Source organism: Pseudoalteromonas sp. KS88 (genome assembly GCF_004766475.1).
Taxonomy (GTDB): domain Bacteria; phylum Pseudomonadota; class Gammaproteobacteria; order Enterobacterales; family Alteromonadaceae; genus Pseudoalteromonas.
The window spans coordinates 321,178-339,098 of sequence record NZ_PYHV01000019.1 but is presented as its reverse complement, the minus strand read 5'-3'; the positions used below and the strand labels follow the sequence as shown (position 1 = coordinate 339,098).

At 41.0% G+C, this 17,921-nt stretch carries 14 protein-coding genes; 5 read left to right on the top strand and 9 right to left on the bottom strand.

Features of this window, described 5'->3' with window-relative positions:
• Positions 1–179: 179 nt before the first annotated feature.
• The 5 genes from C7Y70_RS13830 to C7Y70_RS13810 all read left to right on the top strand — a co-directional run bounded on the left by C7Y70_RS13830 (position 180) and on the right by C7Y70_RS13810 (position 5,786).
• Complete coding sequence (locus tag C7Y70_RS13830; RefSeq protein ID WP_135475321.1) at positions 180–1,826, top strand: electron transfer flavoprotein-ubiquinone oxidoreductase; 1,647 nt, start codon at positions 180–182, stop codon at positions 1,824–1,826.
• A gap of 90 nt (positions 1,827–1,916) precedes the next feature.
• Positions 1,917–2,387 (top strand): acyl-CoA thioesterase, encoded by a 471-nt coding sequence (locus C7Y70_RS13825; RefSeq protein WP_099293651.1) that lies wholly within the window; start codon positions 1,917–1,919, stop codon positions 2,385–2,387.
• Positions 2,388–2,606: 219 nt separating this feature from the next.
• Positions 2,607–3,179 carry an outer membrane beta-barrel protein gene (locus C7Y70_RS13820; RefSeq protein WP_135475320.1) on the top strand — a complete coding sequence of 191 codons (573 nt, stop codon included), beginning with the start codon at positions 2,607–2,609 and terminating at the stop codon, positions 3,177–3,179.
• 96 nt (positions 3,180–3,275) lie between these two features.
• Complete coding sequence (gene tsaA / locus C7Y70_RS13815) at positions 3,276–3,980, top strand: tRNA (N6-threonylcarbamoyladenosine(37)-N6)-methyltransferase TrmO (protein ID WP_135475319.1); 705 nt, start codon at positions 3,276–3,278, stop codon at positions 3,978–3,980.
• A gap of 81 nt (positions 3,981–4,061) precedes the next feature.
• Complete coding sequence (locus tag C7Y70_RS13810; protein WP_099294351.1) at positions 4,062–5,786, top strand: proline--tRNA ligase; 1,725 nt, start codon at positions 4,062–4,064, stop codon at positions 5,784–5,786.
• A 59-nt stretch (positions 5,787–5,845) separates the two neighbouring features.
• On the opposite strand, the gene C7Y70_RS13805 is transcribed toward C7Y70_RS13810, so the two are convergent.
• The 9 genes from C7Y70_RS13805 to sdhC form a co-directional block, all read right to left on the bottom strand.
• Positions 5,846–7,645, bottom strand: coding sequence for a GGDEF domain-containing protein (locus C7Y70_RS13805; protein ID WP_167850829.1), 1,800 nt, complete (start codon positions 7,643–7,645; stop codon positions 5,846–5,848).
• A gap of 184 nt (positions 7,646–7,829) precedes the next feature.
• Complete coding sequence (gene sucD / locus C7Y70_RS13800; RefSeq protein ID WP_087534150.1) at positions 7,830–8,702, bottom strand: succinate--CoA ligase subunit alpha; 873 nt, start codon at positions 8,700–8,702, stop codon at positions 7,830–7,832.
• Positions 8,702–9,868, bottom strand: coding sequence for an ADP-forming succinate--CoA ligase subunit beta (sucC, locus tag C7Y70_RS13795; protein ID WP_099293640.1), 1,167 nt, complete (start codon positions 9,866–9,868; stop codon positions 8,702–8,704). Before sucC ends, sucD begins: the two co-directional genes overlap by 1 nt.
• Positions 9,869–10,045: 177 nt before the next feature.
• The gene (gene odhB, locus C7Y70_RS13790; RefSeq protein ID WP_099293638.1) at positions 10,046–11,560 is read right to left on the bottom strand and encodes a 2-oxoglutarate dehydrogenase complex dihydrolipoyllysine-residue succinyltransferase; all 1,515 of its coding nucleotides are present in this window, start codon (positions 11,558–11,560) and stop codon (positions 10,046–10,048) included.
• Between the two features lie 3 nt (positions 11,561–11,563).
• A complete protein-coding gene (gene sucA, locus C7Y70_RS13785; protein ID WP_099293636.1) occupies positions 11,564–14,383 on the bottom strand; it encodes a 2-oxoglutarate dehydrogenase E1 component in 2,820 nt (939 codons plus the stop codon).
• An 88-nt stretch (positions 14,384–14,471) separates the two neighbouring features.
• Positions 14,472–15,188 carry a succinate dehydrogenase iron-sulfur subunit gene (locus C7Y70_RS13780; protein WP_058558735.1) on the bottom strand — a complete coding sequence of 239 codons (717 nt, stop codon included), beginning with the start codon at positions 15,186–15,188 and terminating at the stop codon, positions 14,472–14,474.
• Positions 15,189–15,198: 10 nt separating this feature from the next.
• The gene (sdhA, locus tag C7Y70_RS13775) at positions 15,199–16,971 is read right to left on the bottom strand and encodes a succinate dehydrogenase flavoprotein subunit (protein ID WP_099293634.1); all 1,773 of its coding nucleotides are present in this window, start codon (positions 16,969–16,971) and stop codon (positions 15,199–15,201) included.
• Complete coding sequence (gene sdhD / locus C7Y70_RS13770) at positions 16,972–17,319, bottom strand: succinate dehydrogenase, hydrophobic membrane anchor protein (RefSeq protein ID WP_099293633.1); 348 nt, start codon at positions 17,317–17,319, stop codon at positions 16,972–16,974.
• A complete protein-coding gene (gene sdhC / locus C7Y70_RS13765; RefSeq protein WP_087534157.1) occupies positions 17,310–17,687 on the bottom strand; it encodes a succinate dehydrogenase, cytochrome b556 subunit in 378 nt (125 codons plus the stop codon). Before sdhC ends, sdhD begins: the two co-directional genes overlap by 10 nt.
• Positions 17,688–17,921 lie beyond the last annotated feature (234 nt).

Genomic DNA, 17,921 nt, shown 5'->3' with positions numbered 1-17,921 from the left:
TTAAACCTACAAGCTAACGTGTACGTCAACCTATTTATTTTATGAATTCAGACTACTTCCTGTTGACGTAAACGTCAACCTAAAATAACCTTAAACTATTCACAGCCTGTAACGTTTCATTTGCAAGTATGAAATCCCCTTTGTAAAAGGTGCAGGTCCGTCACACACAAGAGGTTATTATGGTCGAACGCGAAACCATGGAATTTGATGTAGTCATTGTTGGCGCTGGCCCTGCTGGGCTATCAACAGCGATTAGACTAGCGCAGCAAGCACAACAAAAAGAACAAGAATGCATGATCTGTGTTGTTGAGAAAGGCTCTGAGGTGGGCGCTCATATTTTATCTGGCGCTGTATTTGAAACTACCGCATTAGACGAATTGCTCCCTAATTGGCAAGAATTAGGTGCCCCCGTGACTACTAAAGTCACCAATGATGAAATTTATTGGTTCAACAATGAAACAAAAGCAACATCCATCCCTCATTTTGCGACGCCTAAAACGTTTCATAACGAAGGAAACTACATTGTTTCTATGGGTAACGTATGTCGTTGGTTGGCAGAACAAGCTGAAAACCTTGGGGTTGAAATATTTCCAGGCTTCAGTGCTCACTCTGTGATAATAGAAGACGATTCGGTAAAGGGCATTATTACCGGTGACATGGGCCTTGATAAAGAAGGCAACGAAAAAGATGGCTACATGCCAGGTATGGAACTTCGTGCAAAGTACACTGTATTTGCAGAAGGCTGCCGTGGGCATTTAGGTAAACAACTTATAAATCAATTTGCATTAGATAAAGACGCATCACCTCAGCACTATGGTTTGGGTTTTAAAGAGATTTGGCAAATCGACCCAAGTAAACATAAAGAAGGCACGGTTGTACATGGCACAGGTTGGCCATTATCAGGTGACACAAATGGCGGTGCATTTATGTATCACGCTGACAATAGTCAAGTTGTGGTTGGTTTAATTGTTGATTTAAATTACACAAACCCGCACTTAAGTCCGTTTGATGAATTTCAACGCATGAAGCACCACCCTACTTTTAAAGATGTGCTTGATGGTGGTGAACGTATTGCTTATGGCGCACGTGCCATTGCAAAAGGTGGTTTGCATTCTTTACCAAAAATGCATTTCCCGGGCGGTTTACTCGTCGGTTGTGATGCGGGCACGCTTAATTTTGCCAAAATTAAAGGGAATCATACGGCGATGAAGTCAGGCATGATAGCTGCGGATGTTATTTTAGACGCCATTACAAATGGTCAAGCTAATACAGACCTTACGCAATATACCAATGCATTTAAACAAAGCTGGGCTTATAAAGAATTGCATCAATCACGTAATTTTGGTCCTGTTATGCACAAGTTAGGTAAATTCATTGGTGGTGCATACAATACAATTGACCAAAATGTTTTTGCAGGTGCGTTACCATTTACATTCAAAGATAATACGCCAGATCACGAAACCTTAGTTGATAAAAATGCTGCAGATAAAATTAATTACCCAAAACCTGATAGTAAACTGAGTTTTGACAAACTATCGTCAGTGTTTTTATCGAATACTAATCATGAAGAGTCACAGCCTTGTCACTTACAGCTAAAAAATAGTGCAATTCCAATTGATGTGAATCTTGTTAAATTTGATGAACCTGCACAACGTTACTGCCCAGCAGGCGTATATGAAGTTCAGCAGGTAGAAGGCAAAGATGAATTTGTCATAAATTCACAAAATTGTGTTCATTGTAAAACGTGCGACATTAAAGATCCGAGTCAGAACATAACATGGGTGACACCTGAAGGTGCTGGTGGACCAAACTATCCAAATATGTAACAACCTTAATAAATCCTAAATTGCAGGGGGCTTCGGCCCCTTTTTTGCGCTATGCTGAATAATACCGTCAGTAAAATTAAGAGTTTATTTATGCCTTCAGATAATGTGGTGTTTCGTTTTTTAGCAGAGCCGACCGATGTTAACTTTGGCGGCAAAGTCCATGGTGGAATTGTTATGAAGTGGATTGATCAAGCAGGCTATGCATGTGCAGCAGGCTGGAGTGGTCATTATTGCGTTACTGTTTCTGTTGCAGGTGTTAAGTTTAGGCGGCCAATTTTGGTTGGCCAAATAGTTGAAGTAAAAGCTCAAATAGCGCATACGGGAAAAACCAGTATGCAAATTTTTATACAAGTGCGCTGCGGTGATCCTAAAACACAAAACTTAGTTGAAACTAATCACTGTATCATCAGCTTCATTGCGATGGATGAAACGGGTTACCCCGTTCAAGTCCCAACTTACACAGCGGTCACTAATGATGAAAAGCAGCTAGAAAACTATGCAATTAAGATGAAACAAATTGCAATAGAAACGGAGACCTTGTTACATAAAACAACCCCGTAATCATTTATGCGCTCTGTAAAAGTTACATTTAAATTGCAAAATTGTCCTTTGTGAAACTGAATAGGTGACTGAAAACAAAGCAAAACGTGACTTTTTAATATATTAAATAGCCAAATAGAACATTAATTACTCGATAAAACTTTGGCACAATGACTGCACCTATATAAATGGAAAATAACAAAGAGTTATTTATTTTTTATTTTGTAAAGGAGCTATTAAATGATTAAATCACTTTCAATTTCTGCTGTCGCACTAGCGCTATTTGGTTTTAATAATACTGCCCAGGCAGAAGTAACTGATATGGATATGCCGAGCATATATACAGGTATCGGCTATGGACAATATTCTTTTGAGTTTGAAGACTCAGAAAACGATACAGATTTCGATGACGACTCACAAATGCTTAAAGGTTACGTGGGTGCTCAATTCAATAAATACGTTAGTGTCGAACTCGCTTACCAAAACTTTGATGAAGTAAGTGACATCGATAGCTATGCTGAAGTTGATGGTGTGTCTCTTGCTGCACGTCTTTCAGCCCCATTAACAGAACGCTTTTCTGTCTACGCTAAAGGTGGCTGGCTTGAATGGGATGCAGAAGTAACTACAGATATCCCTGCGGTTGGCAGAGTGTCAGCAGACCAAGATGGTGGTGACGTGTTTTATGGTGCAGGTATTGAGTATGCGTTTACTCAAAATGTTCAAATGCGTTTAGAATACGAACGTTATAAGTTAGAAGACGATATTGACCCAGATATGGACGTTGCATCGGTATCTGTGCAATACATGTTTTAATTAGACCGAATGGTTTAATTTAAAAAGGCAGCCTCGGCTGCCTTTTTCTGTTTTTAACGGTTAGAATAGCGCAAAATAAATAACAAGATTGGTTTTATGAGCGACTATCAGTTAACGGCCGTAGGTCATATTGAATCTCCCTATAAACAAAAGTTTGCAATTCCTCGCCAACCTAGATTGGTACCACAAGCTAAAGCTAAACTTGTATTCTGTGCTGATTTCAATCGTGAAGAGTTTGTTCGAGGGCTTGATGAGTTTAGCCATATTTGGCTTTTATTTCGTTTTCATGAAACAGCAGACAAAGGGTACTCAGCGATGGTTAGGCCACCTCGTTTAGGTGGCAATGATCGCAAAGGTGTATTTGCAACCCGAGCCACTTTTAGACCTAACGCCATTGGCATGAGTGCCGTTAAGCTCGAAGGTATTGAATACCGCAATGGCCAATTAAGCCTATTACTATCGGGGATTGATTTACTCGATGGAACGCCTATCTTAGATATTAAACCGTACTTACCCTACTCCGATGCAATGCATGATGCCAGTGCAGGCTTTGCTGATGTGCGGCCACACACCCAAATGAGTGTTGAATTTAGCGAAACCGCTGAGCAATTTATTACGGCTCAAAACCAGTACCCTGAGCTAAAAGACTTTATTGTTAATGTGCTAAAGCAAGACCCTCGCCCTGCTTATAAAAAGCAAAAAGATGGCGAACAAAGTTATGGTATGACTTTATATAACTTTAATATTCGTTGGCAAGTCAATGGTGAACATAACTATGTTAGCCACATAGAAAAACTGTAGAAAACTAAACTTAGCGCTTTAGTGTAAATGCTAGCGCTGTTAAACTTAACGCTGAATAATTTTATAACTATCGGAAAAAACATGCGTACCAGTCAATATATACTCGCAACACTTAAAGAAACGCCAGCAGATGCTGAAATCATCTCACATCAATTAATGTTAAGAGCAGGCATGATCCGCCGCGTTGCGTCGGGTTTATATACTTGGCTACCCTCTGGTTTACGTGTGTTACGCAAAGTTGAAGCAATTGTTCGTGAAGAAATGGATAAAGCAGGCGCGATTGAAATGCTAATGCCTGTTATTCAACCTGCCGATTTATGGCAAGAGTCTGGCCGTTGGGACCAGTTTGGTGATGAGCTTGTACGCTTTAATGATCGCCACAACCGCCCTTTTGCTCTTGGTCCTACCCATGAAGAAGTGATCACCGACTTTGTTCGTAAAGAAATTAACTCATACAAGCAATTACCGTTAACACTGTATCAAGTACAAACAAAAGTACGTGATGAACGCCGTCCACGTTTTGGTGTTATGCGAGCACGTGAGTTCACTATGAAAGATGCGTATTCATTCCATTTAAGTGATGATTGCTTAAACAATACCTACGAAATAATGCACAAAGCCTATTGCAATATTTTTGAACGTTTAAACTTAGATTATCGACCTGTTTTAGCTGACACAGGCTCAATCGGTGGTAGCTTATCTCATGAATTCCACGTGCTTGCTGAGTCAGGTGAAGATGCTATCGCATTTAGCGATGCCAGTGATTACGCAGCGAATATTGAAAAAGCAGAAGCCCTTGCCCCTAACGAAGAGCGTCCTGCTCCAAGTAAGGAATTAAAGGCATTTCCAACACCTGATGCTAAAACAATCAGTGAACTTAAAAAGCATTACGGTGTTAAACCTCATCGTGGTGTTAAAACACTTATTGTATATGGCACTGCAGATGAAAACGGTGAACGAGGTTTAGTTGCCTTAGTAATTCGTGGTGATCATGAGCTAAACGAATTAAAAGCACAGAACCACCCGCTTGTACATTCGCCACTCGAAATGGCTCCTGAATCTGAAATTGTTGCTGCAATTGGCGCAAAGCCTGGCTCTATTGGCCCTGTTGGTTTATCTATGCCAATAATTGTAGACCGTACAGCCAATATAATGGCTGATTTTGTCGCTGGTGCGAACAAAGACGATGAACATTATAGTGGTATCAATTGGGAGCGTGATGTAGCGCAATACCAGGTTTCAGACTTACGCAACATTGTTGAAGGCGATCCAAGCCCATGTGGTCAAGGCACATTACAGATCAAACGAGGTGTTGAAGTTGGTCATATTTTTCAGCTTGGTACTAAATACTCTGAAGCAATGAAAGCAGGCGTACTGAGTGAGTCAGGTAAAAACCAAGTAATGACAATGGGTTGTTATGGTATTGGTGTTTCAAGGATTGTTGCTGCTGCCATCGAACAAAATAACGATCAATATGGTATTAAATGGCCAAAGCCAATTGCACCATTCGATTTAGCTATTGTACCAATGAATATGCACAAGTCTCATCGTATTCCTGATATTGCAAATAATCTTTACGACGGCTTAAAAGCAGCGGGCCTTGATGTGTTATTTGATGACCGTAAAGAACGCCCTGGTGTTATGTTTAACGATATGGAATTATTGGGTGTACCTTATACCCTTGTTATCGGTGAGCGCAACTTAGATGAGAACAAGGTGGAACTGAAAAATCGCCACACCGGTGAAAAACTAATGCTTGATTTGGACACTGCAGTAGAAACTATAAAAGCAGCAGTATCTAGCTAGTAGCTCGTACTAACGAGCAAATAAAAAGCCGCACTATGCGGCTTTTTTCGTGGTCAAGCTTAACTACAAACTTTATCTCTACCTGTATTTTTCGCCTCGTAAAGCTTTTCATCGGCTTGTTTTAAAATAGCGTTCAACTGTATCCCTTTTATGTATTGTGAAACACCTGCACTACTGGTTAAAGAGATTGTTTCCTCAGTGTAGGAGGTTGCTCTGATCAAATCACATAATCCAGTTATAAATGCTTTTGCTTTTGTAATATCATAACCCGGCATTACCACTAGAAACTCTTCTCCACCGAAACGTGCAAACTTACAGTCAGTGTCACTAAGATATTCATTAAGCGTTTGGGTAAAGCCAATTAATGCCTGATCGCCTATGTCATGACCATATTTATCATTTACATGCTTGAAGTGGTCAATATCTAGAATAGCGACGGCAAACAGTTTCTCCCTCTCAAGTAATTTCTTCAAGACAAAGTCAAGAATATACCTGCGGTTTGGTGCACCAGTCAGTACGTCGGTATTGGCCCGGTACTGGCTTTTGCGAAACGCTTTATGTTGGTTAAAGGTAAAAATCGAAATAGAAACAAATGCCAAAAAACCGATAATTAAATACGCAGTTTGCAATTGCGCGTCTTTCTCTAATCGCTCGAGCTCAATTTGCTGATTTTTGAGTTTCTCTTCTGCAAGTTGTAGTTTTATTTCTTGTTGGGTGGATTCAAATTTTGAACGTGCTTCCTGTTCAAGTTTTTGTTGCGTGCTGAGTTTTGCCTCTTCGACTAAATCAATAAAAAGCCAAAGTGACTCATTAGCCGCTACAAAATCTTTTTGTATCTCTTGGCTTTTGGCCTTCAATAACAGTGTATTTCTCTTATATCTGTTATTCAATGGACGCTGGTATTGATTCAATAGTTCTTCAGAGCGAGCCAAATATTCGAGTGCTTGTGCTGGCTGATTTAGTGCTATAAATGATTTAGCAAAATTATTATATAAAGCAACAACATGAGCAGGGTTAATTGCTAAATCGGGCAGATAGCTTTTAGCTAAATATAATAGTTTAAGCGCTGTTGAATAATCTTGCTGTTTAATTGCGACAGATGCTTTTCCAGCTGGGCCCCAAAACAAATAACGAGGCACTTTAACAGTAACTGATAAATCTATCATTTGTTCATAGCATGCATTAGCTAAGTCAAGTTGCTGTGCTCTTTCGTAGGTTGAACATAGAACTGATATAATGGGTAACCCATTTACAACATCACCATTATTTACAACATTATCTTTGGCAAGCTCAGCAAATTTAATTGCTTGGTCAAAAATCGACATCGATGTGTAATACGCTGCAAAGCCTGTATAAACATAATTCATGGTTGAATTAGGTATTTGCGAAGTCTTAGAAGCCAAATATGCAGCTTCTAGCAACTCAATAGATAATTTATAATCTTCTTGCCAAAGCAGTAAAATAGCTTTAGTGGTTCTGGCCCTGATTTGCATTTTTAAATCATTAGATCTAACAAATAAAGCAATAGCTTGATCTATTTGTTTTAACGCTTGGGGAAGTTTGCCTTCTCCTAACGATAAATTACTGCGATATAACATCCAATAACCACGCAACCATGTATCAGTCTCTGGCAGCTGAGGAAAAACTGAGTCAAACGTTAATTTAGCAAGTGTTACGTCACCATGAAATGAATATAAGCGTGCCAATAATACTTTATAGAATAAATTTTTACTTGTTGGGGATTTATCAACTGACTGTTCTGAGGACAAGATAGTAATATACTGTATTGGTTCTACGAGTGCTTGTTGTTCAACACGGATTAATTCTTCATAGAGATCTGTTGATCCATAGGTATACATAGGGTTAAACCAACATACACATATTACTAAGAATTTGATTAACCGCATTATAATGAACTTTAACTAATTATGACCGAAGCTATTATAACGACAGTAAAATATTTTACTAATGAATACCTAAATTATTTATGAAAACAAAAAAGGCTCACTTTAAAAGTGAGCCTTTTTAAGAATAAACAAGCTATTACCAGCCAGTTTTTTCTTTAAGTGCTTTACCGATATCAGCAAGTGAACGTACAGTTTGTACGCCAGCAGCTTCTAATGCAGCAAATTTCTCATCAGCAGTACCTTTACCACCGGCGATAATTGCGCCAGCGTGACCCATACGCTTACCTTCTGGTGCAGTAACACCAGCAATGTAAGAAACAACAGGTTTAGTTACGTTTGCTTTGATGTACTCTGCAGCTTCTTCTTCTGCAGTACCACCGATTTCACCAATCATTACGATTGCTTCAGTTTGTGGATCTTTTTCGAACATTTCTAAAACGTCGATAAAGTTAGTACCAGGAATTGGGTCGCCACCAATACCTACACATGTAGACTGACCAAAACCAGCATCGGTAGTTTGCTTAACCGCTTCGTACGTTAAAGTACCAGAGCGAGAAACAATACCTACTTTACCAGGCTTGTGGATATGACCAGGCATGATACCAATCTTAGTCTCACCCGGAGTGATAACACCTGGGCAGTTAGGACCGATCATACGCGTACCAGTTGCGTCAAGTTTAACTTTAACGTCAACCATATCAAGCGTTGGGATACCTTCAGTGATACAAACAATTAGCTCGATGCCTGCATCGATAGCTTCTAAGATTGCATCTTTACAGAAAGGTGCTGGTACATAGATAACTGAAGCAGTTGCGCCAGTTTCTTGTACTGCATCACGTACTGTATTGAATACTGGAAGACCTAGGTGCGTTTGACCGCCTTTACCTGGGCTAACACCACCAACCATTTGTGTACCATACTCAAGCGCTTGCTCTGAGTGGAAAGTACCTTGGCCACCAGTGAAACCTTGACAGATAACTTTTGTATCTTTATTGATTAATACAGACATTATTTGCCCTCCGCAGCAGCTACAACTTTTTCAGCAGCATCTGTTAGTGATTCAGCAGCGATGATATCAAGACCTGAGTTCTTAAGAACGTCACGACCAAGTTCAGCGTTAGTACCTTCTAAGCGTACAACTACAGGAACGTTTACGCCTACTTCTTTAACTGCGCCAATGATACCTTCGGCAATCATGTCACAACGTACGATACCGCCAAAGATGTTAACTAAAACAGCTTTAACATTGTCGTCAGAAAGAATGATTTTGAATGCTTCAGAAACACGCTCTTTAGTCGCGCCGCCACCAACATCTAGGAAGTTAGCTGGCTTGCCGCCGTGTAGGTTTACGATGTCCATAGTACCCATCGCAAGGCCTGCACCGTTAACCATACAACCTACATTACCATCTAGGGCTACGTAGTTAAGCTCAAAGCTTGCTGCGTGTGCTTCACGTGCATCTTCTTGAGATGGATCGTGGAAATCACGCATTTTAGGCTGACGATAAAGTGCATTACCATCAATACCGATTTTGCCGTCAAGACAGTGAAGGTTACCTTCATCTGTAACTACTAACGGGTTGATTTCTAGAAGTGCGAAATCGAAATCGTTGAACATGTTGCCAAGACCCATGAAGATCTTAACGAACTGCTTCATTTGCGTTGGGTTAAGACCCAATTTGAAGCCTAGTTCACGTGCTTGGTAAGCTTGAGGACCCACTAATGGATCGATCTCAGCTTTGTGGATAAGCTCTGGTGTTTCTTCTGCAACAGTTTCAATTTCAACACCGCCTTCTGTAGACGCCATGAAAACAACTTTGCGAGAAGCACGGTCAACTACTGCACCTAAGTACAATTCGTTGGCGATATCTGTGCAGCTTTCTACTAAAATTTTAGCAACAGGCTGACCATTCTCGTCTGTTTGGTAAGTAACTAAGTTTTTACCTAACCAGTTTGCAGCAAATTCTTTTACTTCGTCGATAGTTTTAACTAGCTTTACACCGCCAGCTTTACCACGTCCACCTGCGTGAACCTGAGTTTTAACAACCCACATATCGCCGCCAATTTTTTCGGCAGCTGCTGCAGCTTCTTCAGGTGTATCGCAAGCGAAACCTTGAGAAACTGGTAAACCATATTCGGCAAAAAGTTGTTTTGCCTGATACTCATGCAAATTCATGATGCTTTATCCAATTTTTTATACTAAAAGAGCTGAATATTTATGCAAATAAACAGCTATCCCAAATTGCGCACTTAGTATAGATCCCAAGGCTTAACATGAAAACCCCAGTTAGACCAAAGGCGCAAAAAAAAAGCTGTGAATGTTCATTCACAGCTTATATTTCATACAACTAGATTAAACATCTAGCAATAAGCGAGTTGGATCTTCAAGTAACTCTTTAATAGTCACTAGGAAGCCAACAGATTCTTTACCATCGATTTGGCGGTGATCATAAGAAAGCGCCAAATACATCATTGGTAGAATTTCAACTTTGCCATTTACAGCCATTGGACGATCTTGGATTTTGTGCATACCCAAAATAGACGACTGCGGTAAGTTGATAATAGGTGTAGATAGTAATGAACCAAACACACCACCGTTAGTAATTGTGAAGTTACCGCCAGTCATATCATCAAGCGAAAGCTTGCCGTCACGACCTTTAAGTGCAAGTTCACGAATACCTTTTTCGATTTCAGCAACAGACAGCTTATCGCAATCTTTAAGTACTGGCGTTACTAAGCCACGTGGCGTAGAAACAGCAATGCTGATATCAAAGTAATTATGGTAGACGATATCATCGCCATCAATTGATGCGTTTACTTCTGGGAAGCGCTTAAGTGCTTCAGTTACCGCTTTAACGTAAAAAGACATGAAACCTAGACGAATACCGTGGCGCTTTTCAAACACTTCTTGGTACTGTTTACGAAGGTCCATAATTGGCTTCATGTTTACTTCGTTAAACGTCGTTAACATAGCCGTTGAATTTTTCGCTTCAAGAAGGCGGTTAGCAATCGTTTTACGTAAGCGTGTCATTGGTACACGTTTTTGTGAACGGTCACCCATTGGCGCTGCTGGTACAGACGCTTCTGCTTTTTTAGCCGCTGGTGCAGGTGCTTTTAAGAAGGTATCAACATCTTCTTTAGTTACACGACCGTTTTTGCCAGTGCCTTTAATTTTAGAGGCGTCTAGGCCTTTTTCAGCGATTAAACGACGAACAGATGGCGTTAATACATCTGAACTGTCGCTAGAGTCTGCAGCAGGTGCTGCTTCTTCTTTTGCTGCAGGTGCAGCTGGTGCGCCGCCGGCTTTAACTTTACCAATAACTTGTTCACCAAGTACTGTATCGCCTTCAGCGTGGATGATATCACCCATAACACCGTCTTCTTGAGCAACAACTTCAAGAACAACTTTGTCAGTTTCAATGTCAACTAAGTTTTGGTCGCGAGAAACCGCGTCACCTGGTTGAACGTGCCAAGTAGCTACTGTTGCGTCTGCAACTGATTCTGGAAGTACAGGTACTTTAATGTCCACTTCTTTACCTTCTGATGCTGGAGCTGATTGCGCCGCAGGCGCGTCTTCTGATTTTGCTGGCGCTGAGTCTTCTTTAGACTCTTCTGTTGGCGCAGCACTGTCAGCGTCGCCAATTAAACCGATTACTTGATCACCAAGAACCGTTGCACCTTCTTCTTGTGAAATTTCAGTGATAACACCATCATTTTGTGCAACCACTTCTAACACTACTTTATCTGTTTCAATATCTACTAAGTTTTGGTCACGGCTTACTTTGTCGCCAACACTTACGTGCCATGTAGCAACGGAAGCATCAGCAACCGACTCAGGAAGAACAGGAACTTTAATTTCTGTGCTCATTGCTTATCCTTTATTTTCTATTGTAAGCGCATCTGCAACGAGCGCTTGTTGTTCTTTAGTATGCACTGACATATAACCACATGCCGGTGAAGCTGATGCCTTACGGCCTGCGTATTTGAGCTTCGCACCTTGAGGTATTGCTTCAACAAAGTGGTGCTGTGAACAATACCATGCGCCTTGGTTTTGTGGCTCTTCTTGACACCAAACAAAATCTTTAACATGTTGATAGCGAGACATAATTGCCTCCATTTCATCATGCGGGAACGGATATAACTGCTCAACACGTACAATAGCTACATTATCTAATTCAAGCTTACGGCGCTCTTGCAGTAGCTCGAAGTATACTTTACCGCTACAAAATACTACGCGTTCAACTTTATCAGCATTAATATCATCGATTTCATCAATCATATTATGGAAAACACCTTCCGATAGCTCTTCTAATGAAGATGTCGCTAATGGGTGGCGCAATAAAGACTTAGGCGTCATTACAATCAATGGACGGCGAAGTGGCCTAACTGATTGACGACGAAGCATTGCATATACTTGCGCTGGTGTAGAAGGCACACACACTTGCATGTTATGGTCAGCACACAATTGTAAAAAACGCTCAAGACGTGCTGAGCTGTGCTCTGGGCCTTGGCCTTCATAACCATGTGGAAGCAAAATTGTTAGGCCACATAAACGGCCCCATTTTTGCTCACCAGAACTTAAGAATTGGTCAAATACTACTTGAGCACCATTCGCAAAATCACCAAACTGTGCTTCCCAAAGTACTAATGACGTAGGCTCTGCTGTTGCATAACCATATTCAAATGCAAGTACTGCTTCTTCTGATAAAACAGAGTCGAATACTTCAAACGTACCTTGCTCTTCACTGATGTGCTGAAGAGGTAAATAAGTGGAACCATCTGCTTGATTATGGACAACCGCATGGCGGTGGAAGAAAGTACCACGGCCAGAATCTTGGCCTGTTAAGCGAATATCAGTGCCTTCATTTGCAATTGTTGCGTAAGCTAAAGTTTCAGCCATACCCCAGTCAAGTGGCTTTTCACCCGCGGCCATCAGCTTACGGTCGTCATAAATCTTTTTAACACGTGACTGCGCTTTATGATCGTCTGGGTAGTTAGCAACAATGTTACCTAACTCTTTTAACTTTTCTACTGAGACAGATGCATCGTATTCGACATTCCAATCATGACCAACATATTTGGCCCAATCAGATGAATGTGATGTTTCTGGCTGAACTTCTTCAACAACACAGTTTCCGTCGTCTAAACCGTTTCTGTATGTGTCAGCTAACGCTTTTACATCAGATTCAGTTAGTGTGCCTTCATCAACTAGTTGATTGGCGTATATTAAACGTGGAACTGGGTGCTTTTTAATTTTTTGGTACATAATTGGCTGAGTTGCATTAGGCTCATCAGCTTCATTGTGACCGTGGCGACGGTAGCAGACTAAGTCGATTACTACATCACGTTTAAATTTATTTCTGAAATCAAGCGCGATTTGCGTAACAAACGCAACTGCTTCAGGGTCATCAGAATTAACGTGGAAAATCGGAGACTGTACCATTTTTGCAATGTCTGTACAGTAATCTGTTGAGCGAACATCGTCTTGTTTGCTTGTTGTAAAACCAACTTGGTTGTTTACAACAATACGGATACTACCACCACAACTAAATGCATTAGTCTGTGACAGGTTAAATGTTTCTTGAACTACGCCCTGTCCTGCAATAGCAGAATCACCATGTATAGTGATCGGAAGTGCTTTTGAACCCGTAGAATCATTTAAACGGTCTAAACGAGCACGTACAGATCCCATTACAACTGGGTTTACAATTTCAAGGTGAGATGGGTTGAATGCAAGTGCCATATGCACTTTGCCACCACTGGTCGCAAAGTCTGACGAATAACCCATGTGATATTTAACATCACCTGAACTGTTTGTGTCTTTATGTTTACCGGCAAATTCATCAAATAATTCAGATGGATTTTTACCAAGCACATTCACTAAGACATTTAAGCGCCCGCGGTGGGCCATGCCTATTACAGCTTCTTTTTGACCACTTTCGCCAGCACGGTGTATTAGCTCTTTAAGCATTGGTACAAGCGCATCACCACCTTCTAGTGAGAAACGTTTAGCACCTGGAAATTTAGCACCTAAGTACTTTTCAAGACCGTCTGCTGCTGTTAGCCCCTTGAGGATGCGTAACTTTTCATCTTTACTGAAATTTGGACGTGATTGCACTGACTCTAAACGTTGTTGTAACCAACGCTTTTCTTCAGTCGATGTGATGTGCATATACTCGGCACCCACAGAGCCACAATACGTAGTCTTAAGAGCCTTATATAATTCACCTAAAGGCATGGTATCGCGGCCAACGGCAAACGATCCCACGTTAAATTCACGGTCAAAATCAGCTTCAGATAAGTCGTGGTATTCTAATTCTAAATCGCGAACGCGCTCGCGTTTCCATATATCTAATGGATCTAGATTAGCATTTTGATGACCACGGAAACGGAAAGCATTTATAAGCTGGAGAACTTTAACCTGTTTAAGGTCACCGCTTCCACCCTCTGCTACCACTACTTCTCTATGCTTGTTTTTAGCAAGCGCCGCAAACTGTGAACGAACTTCTGAATGTTTTACATCAACATCCACACCATCTACTTTTGGTAATTGTTCGAACACTTCTCGCCATTCTTCTGGCACAGAAGTCGCATCGTCTAAATACGCTTCATAAAGCTCTTCAACATAAGCAACGTTACCGCCGTTTAAATGTGAAGATTCTAGCCATGCCTTCATCACACCTTCGTGCATTTATAAGCCCTTTTCTTTAGCGCAGAAATTAATTGTTATATAACAAGGTGGCTAACATTGAGTAGCCACCTTACTTTTTACAACACAATTAAACCGAGCGGTTTAATAACATTGATTTGATTTGTCCAATTGCTTTAGTCGGATTAAGACCCTTAGGACAAACGCTAACACAGTTCATGATACTGTGACAACGGAACACGCTGAACGCATCGTCTAAGTCAGCTAAACGTTCTTCTGTTGCAGTGTCTCGGCTATCAGCCAAGAAACGGTAAGCATGAAGAAGACCAGCAGGACCTATGAACTTGTCTGGATTCCACCAGAACGAAGGACACGATGTTGAACAACATGCACACAAAATACATTCGTAAAGACCATCTAACTTATCACGTTCTTCGATTGACTGAAGACGTTCACCCGCCGCAGGCGTGTCATTAATTAGGTAAGGTTTTACTTTCTCGTATTGAGTGTAGAACTGACTCATGTCAATAACAAGGTCACGTACCACTGGTAAGCCCGGTAATGGACGTACAACAATTTTACCTTTGCCATTTTTTTGTAGCGTAGATAGAGGTGTTATACATGCCAAACCATTTTTACCATTCATGTTGACACCGTCAGAACCACACACACCTTCACGGCATGAACGACGGAAAGATAATGTTGGATCTTGCTCTTTTAACAGTAAAAGTGCATCCAAAACCATCATGTCGTGGCCTTCTTCCGTTTGCAAAGTATACTCTTGCATACGTGGGGCATTATCAACATCTGGATTGTAACGATATACAGAAAATTGTACTTGTGCCATCGTCTCGCTCCTAGTATGTACGTGCTTTAGGTGGAAATGCTTCACGCATCTTAGGCGCATAGTTTACATCACGCTTGCTCATTTCATCCGTAGTTGGATTGAAAATTGAGTGACATAACCAGTTCGTATCATCACGATCTGGGAAGTCAAAGCGAGAGTGTGCACCACGGCTTTCAGTACGGAAGTTTGCAGCTACTGCTGTTGAGTATGCTGTTTCCATTAAGTTGTCTAGCTCTAGACATTCGATACGTGCAGTATTGAAATCTGATGACTTGTCATCAAGACGTGCATGCTGTAAACGTTCACGAATTTCTTTAAGCTCTTGTAGACCTGATGCCATTGAATCACCTTCACGGAAAACCGAGAAATTCAATTGCATACATTGCTGTAGGTCTTTCTTAATTTGTACTGGGTCTTCACCTTGACCAACTGTTGAGTTTTCCCAACGATTAAAGCGTGCAAGTGACGCCTCTAGGTCTGAATCAGAAGCATTCTTAGATACTTCAACATCATTTAGGTAAGTACCAAGGAAGTTACCTGCAGCACGACCAAATACAACTAAATCAAGTAGTGAGTTACCACCTAAGCGGTTTGCACCGTGTACAGATACACACGCAATTTCACCCACTGCAAATAAACCTTCAACTACTTTCTCGTTACCATTGGCATCGATTTGCAGTGCTTGTCCATTTACATTAGTTGGCACGCCACCCATCATGTAGTGACATGTTGGAATTACTGGAATTGGCTCTTTAGCTGGATCAACATGTGCAAATGTTTTAGCTAAGTCACAAACGCCTGGAAGACGTAGATTAAGCGTTTCTTCACCTAAATGGTCAAGTTTTAGCTTGATGTGTGGACCCCAAGGACCATCACAACCACGACCTTCACGAATCTCTGTCATCATTGAACGGGCAACAACATCACGTGACGCTAAATCTTTTGCGTTAGGTGCATAACGTTCCATGAAACGTTCGCCATCTTTATTTAAAAGATAACCACCTTCACCACGACAACCTTCAGTTACAAGTGTACCTGCACCAGCAATACCCGTTGGGTGGAACTGCCACATTTCCATGTCTTGCATAGAAATACCAGCACGAGTAGCCATACCAACACCGTCACCAGTGTTGATGTGTGCATTAGTTGTTGATGCGAAGATACGACCTGCACCACCAGTAGCTAATACAACCGCTTTAGACTTGAAGTAAACAACTTCGCCCGTCTCGATATCGATTGCAGTACAACCAACAACATTACCATCATCATTTTTTACTAAATCTAGCGCATACCACTCAGAGAATACGTTAGTTTTGTTTTTAACATTTTGCTGGTAAAGAAGGTGTAACAATGCATGACCTGTACGGTCAGCAGCAGCTGCTGTACGTGCAGCTTGTTCACCACCAAAGTTTTTCGATTGACCACCGAAAGGACGTTGGTAAACACGGCCATTTTCAAAACGAGAAAATGGTAAACCCATATTTTCAAGTTCAGTAATAGCTTCTGGGCCTGTATTACACATGTATTCGATAGCATCTTGGTCGCCGATAAAATCGGAACCCTTGACAGTATCGTACATGTGCCATTCCCAGTTATCTTCATGTGAGTTACCCAGCGCAACCGTAATACCACCCTGTGCTGACACAGTGTGAGAACGCGTTGGGAAAACTTTAGAGATTAGTGCACAGGTTTTACCTGATTCAGTGATTGCAAGAGCAGCACGCATACCCGCACCACCTGCGCCAATCACTACGGCATCAAATTCACGAACAGAATATTTCACTTAAACACCCCATAAAACGATTAGACCAATAGCTACGTATGCCGCTGCCATAAGGTTTAATACAAACCCTAAAACTGCGCGCAACTTTGCGCATTTAACATAGTCTGTTAGTACTTGCCAAAGGCCAATACGGGTGTGAACCATAATGCAAACAAGGGTAATTAGAGTAAACCCTTTCATTGCTAGGTTTGAAAACAGGCCTTGCCATGCTTCGAAAGTGACTTCAGGCGTCGCTAAGAAATAGCCAATAATAAAAATCGCGTAAGCGGTAATCACTAGTGCCGTGGTACGTAATGATACAAAATCTTGTACACCATCACGTTTAAGAGTTGCTTGATTTAAAACCATATCCACACCCCTGCTAATACAGAAGCCACAACGCCAAGTGCCATCGCAATTTTAGCGCTGAAGTTACCTGATTCAAGTTCTTCCCAATGTCCCATATCCATAATGATATGACGGATACCACCGATAAGGTGATACGCCAATACAGAAATGGTGCCCCAAGCTATAAATTTGGCAATGAATCCGCTAAACAGACCCTTGACGAATTCAAAACCTTCGGCAGAAGAGAGAGACTCAGACCAAGCCCAAATGACAAACGTTAAAGCAAAAAATAATGCAACACCGGTGACGCGGTGAAATATTGATGCTTTAGCCGTTGCCGGCATAGATATAGTTGTTAGATCTAGATTTACAGGTCTTTGCTTTTTCACAGTTACTTGCCCATCTTGCCCACATAGGGGCTCATCTACTTGTTTTTCTAAAACCCACCAAAAAAGAAATTTTTTTGATGGAACTATCTAAGTAAACTTATTGGTTACGAATAAAGTTCACATTAATGCAAAAATTAGATGTAAAAATAATATTTACCTACAGACAATACGGTATAAAACCTTCGATAGTATATATAGCCAAAGGTCTTTTTACAATTCTTGTTTAGTTAGAGA

Bases quoted from the DNA above. Each gene is read 5' to 3' on its own strand.
- sucC (WP_099293640.1), bottom strand. From the start codon at position 9,868: ATGAATTTGCATGAGTATCAGGCAAAACAACTTTTTGCCGAATATGGT.
- C7Y70_RS13830 (WP_135475321.1), top strand. From the start codon at position 180: ATGGTCGAACGCGAAACCATGGAATTTGATGTAGTCATTGTTGGCGCT.
- C7Y70_RS13780 (WP_058558735.1), bottom strand. From the start codon at position 15,188: ATGGCACAAGTACAATTTTCTGTATATCGTTACAATCCAGATGTTGAT.
- sucA (WP_099293636.1), bottom strand. From the start codon at position 14,383: ATGCACGAAGGTGTGATGAAGGCATGGCTAGAATCTTCACATTTAAAC.
- C7Y70_RS13810 (WP_099294351.1), top strand. From the start codon at position 4,062: ATGCGTACCAGTCAATATATACTCGCAACACTTAAAGAAACGCCAGCA.
- sucD (WP_087534150.1), bottom strand. From the start codon at position 8,702: ATGTCTGTATTAATCAATAAAGATACAAAAGTTATCTGTCAAGGTTTC.
- C7Y70_RS13820 (WP_135475320.1), top strand. From the start codon at position 2,607: ATGATTAAATCACTTTCAATTTCTGCTGTCGCACTAGCGCTATTTGGT.
- C7Y70_RS13825 (WP_099293651.1), top strand. From the start codon at position 1,917: ATGCCTTCAGATAATGTGGTGTTTCGTTTTTTAGCAGAGCCGACCGAT.
- sdhD (WP_099293633.1), bottom strand. From the start codon at position 17,319: ATGGTTTTAAATCAAGCAACTCTTAAACGTGATGGTGTACAAGATTTT.
- odhB (WP_099293638.1), bottom strand. From the start codon at position 11,560: ATGAGCACAGAAATTAAAGTTCCTGTTCTTCCTGAGTCGGTTGCTGAT.
- C7Y70_RS13805 (WP_167850829.1), bottom strand. From the start codon at position 7,645: ATGTATACCTATGGATCAACAGATCTCTATGAAGAATTAATCCGTGTT.
- tsaA (WP_135475319.1), top strand. From the start codon at position 3,276: ATGAGCGACTATCAGTTAACGGCCGTAGGTCATATTGAATCTCCCTAT.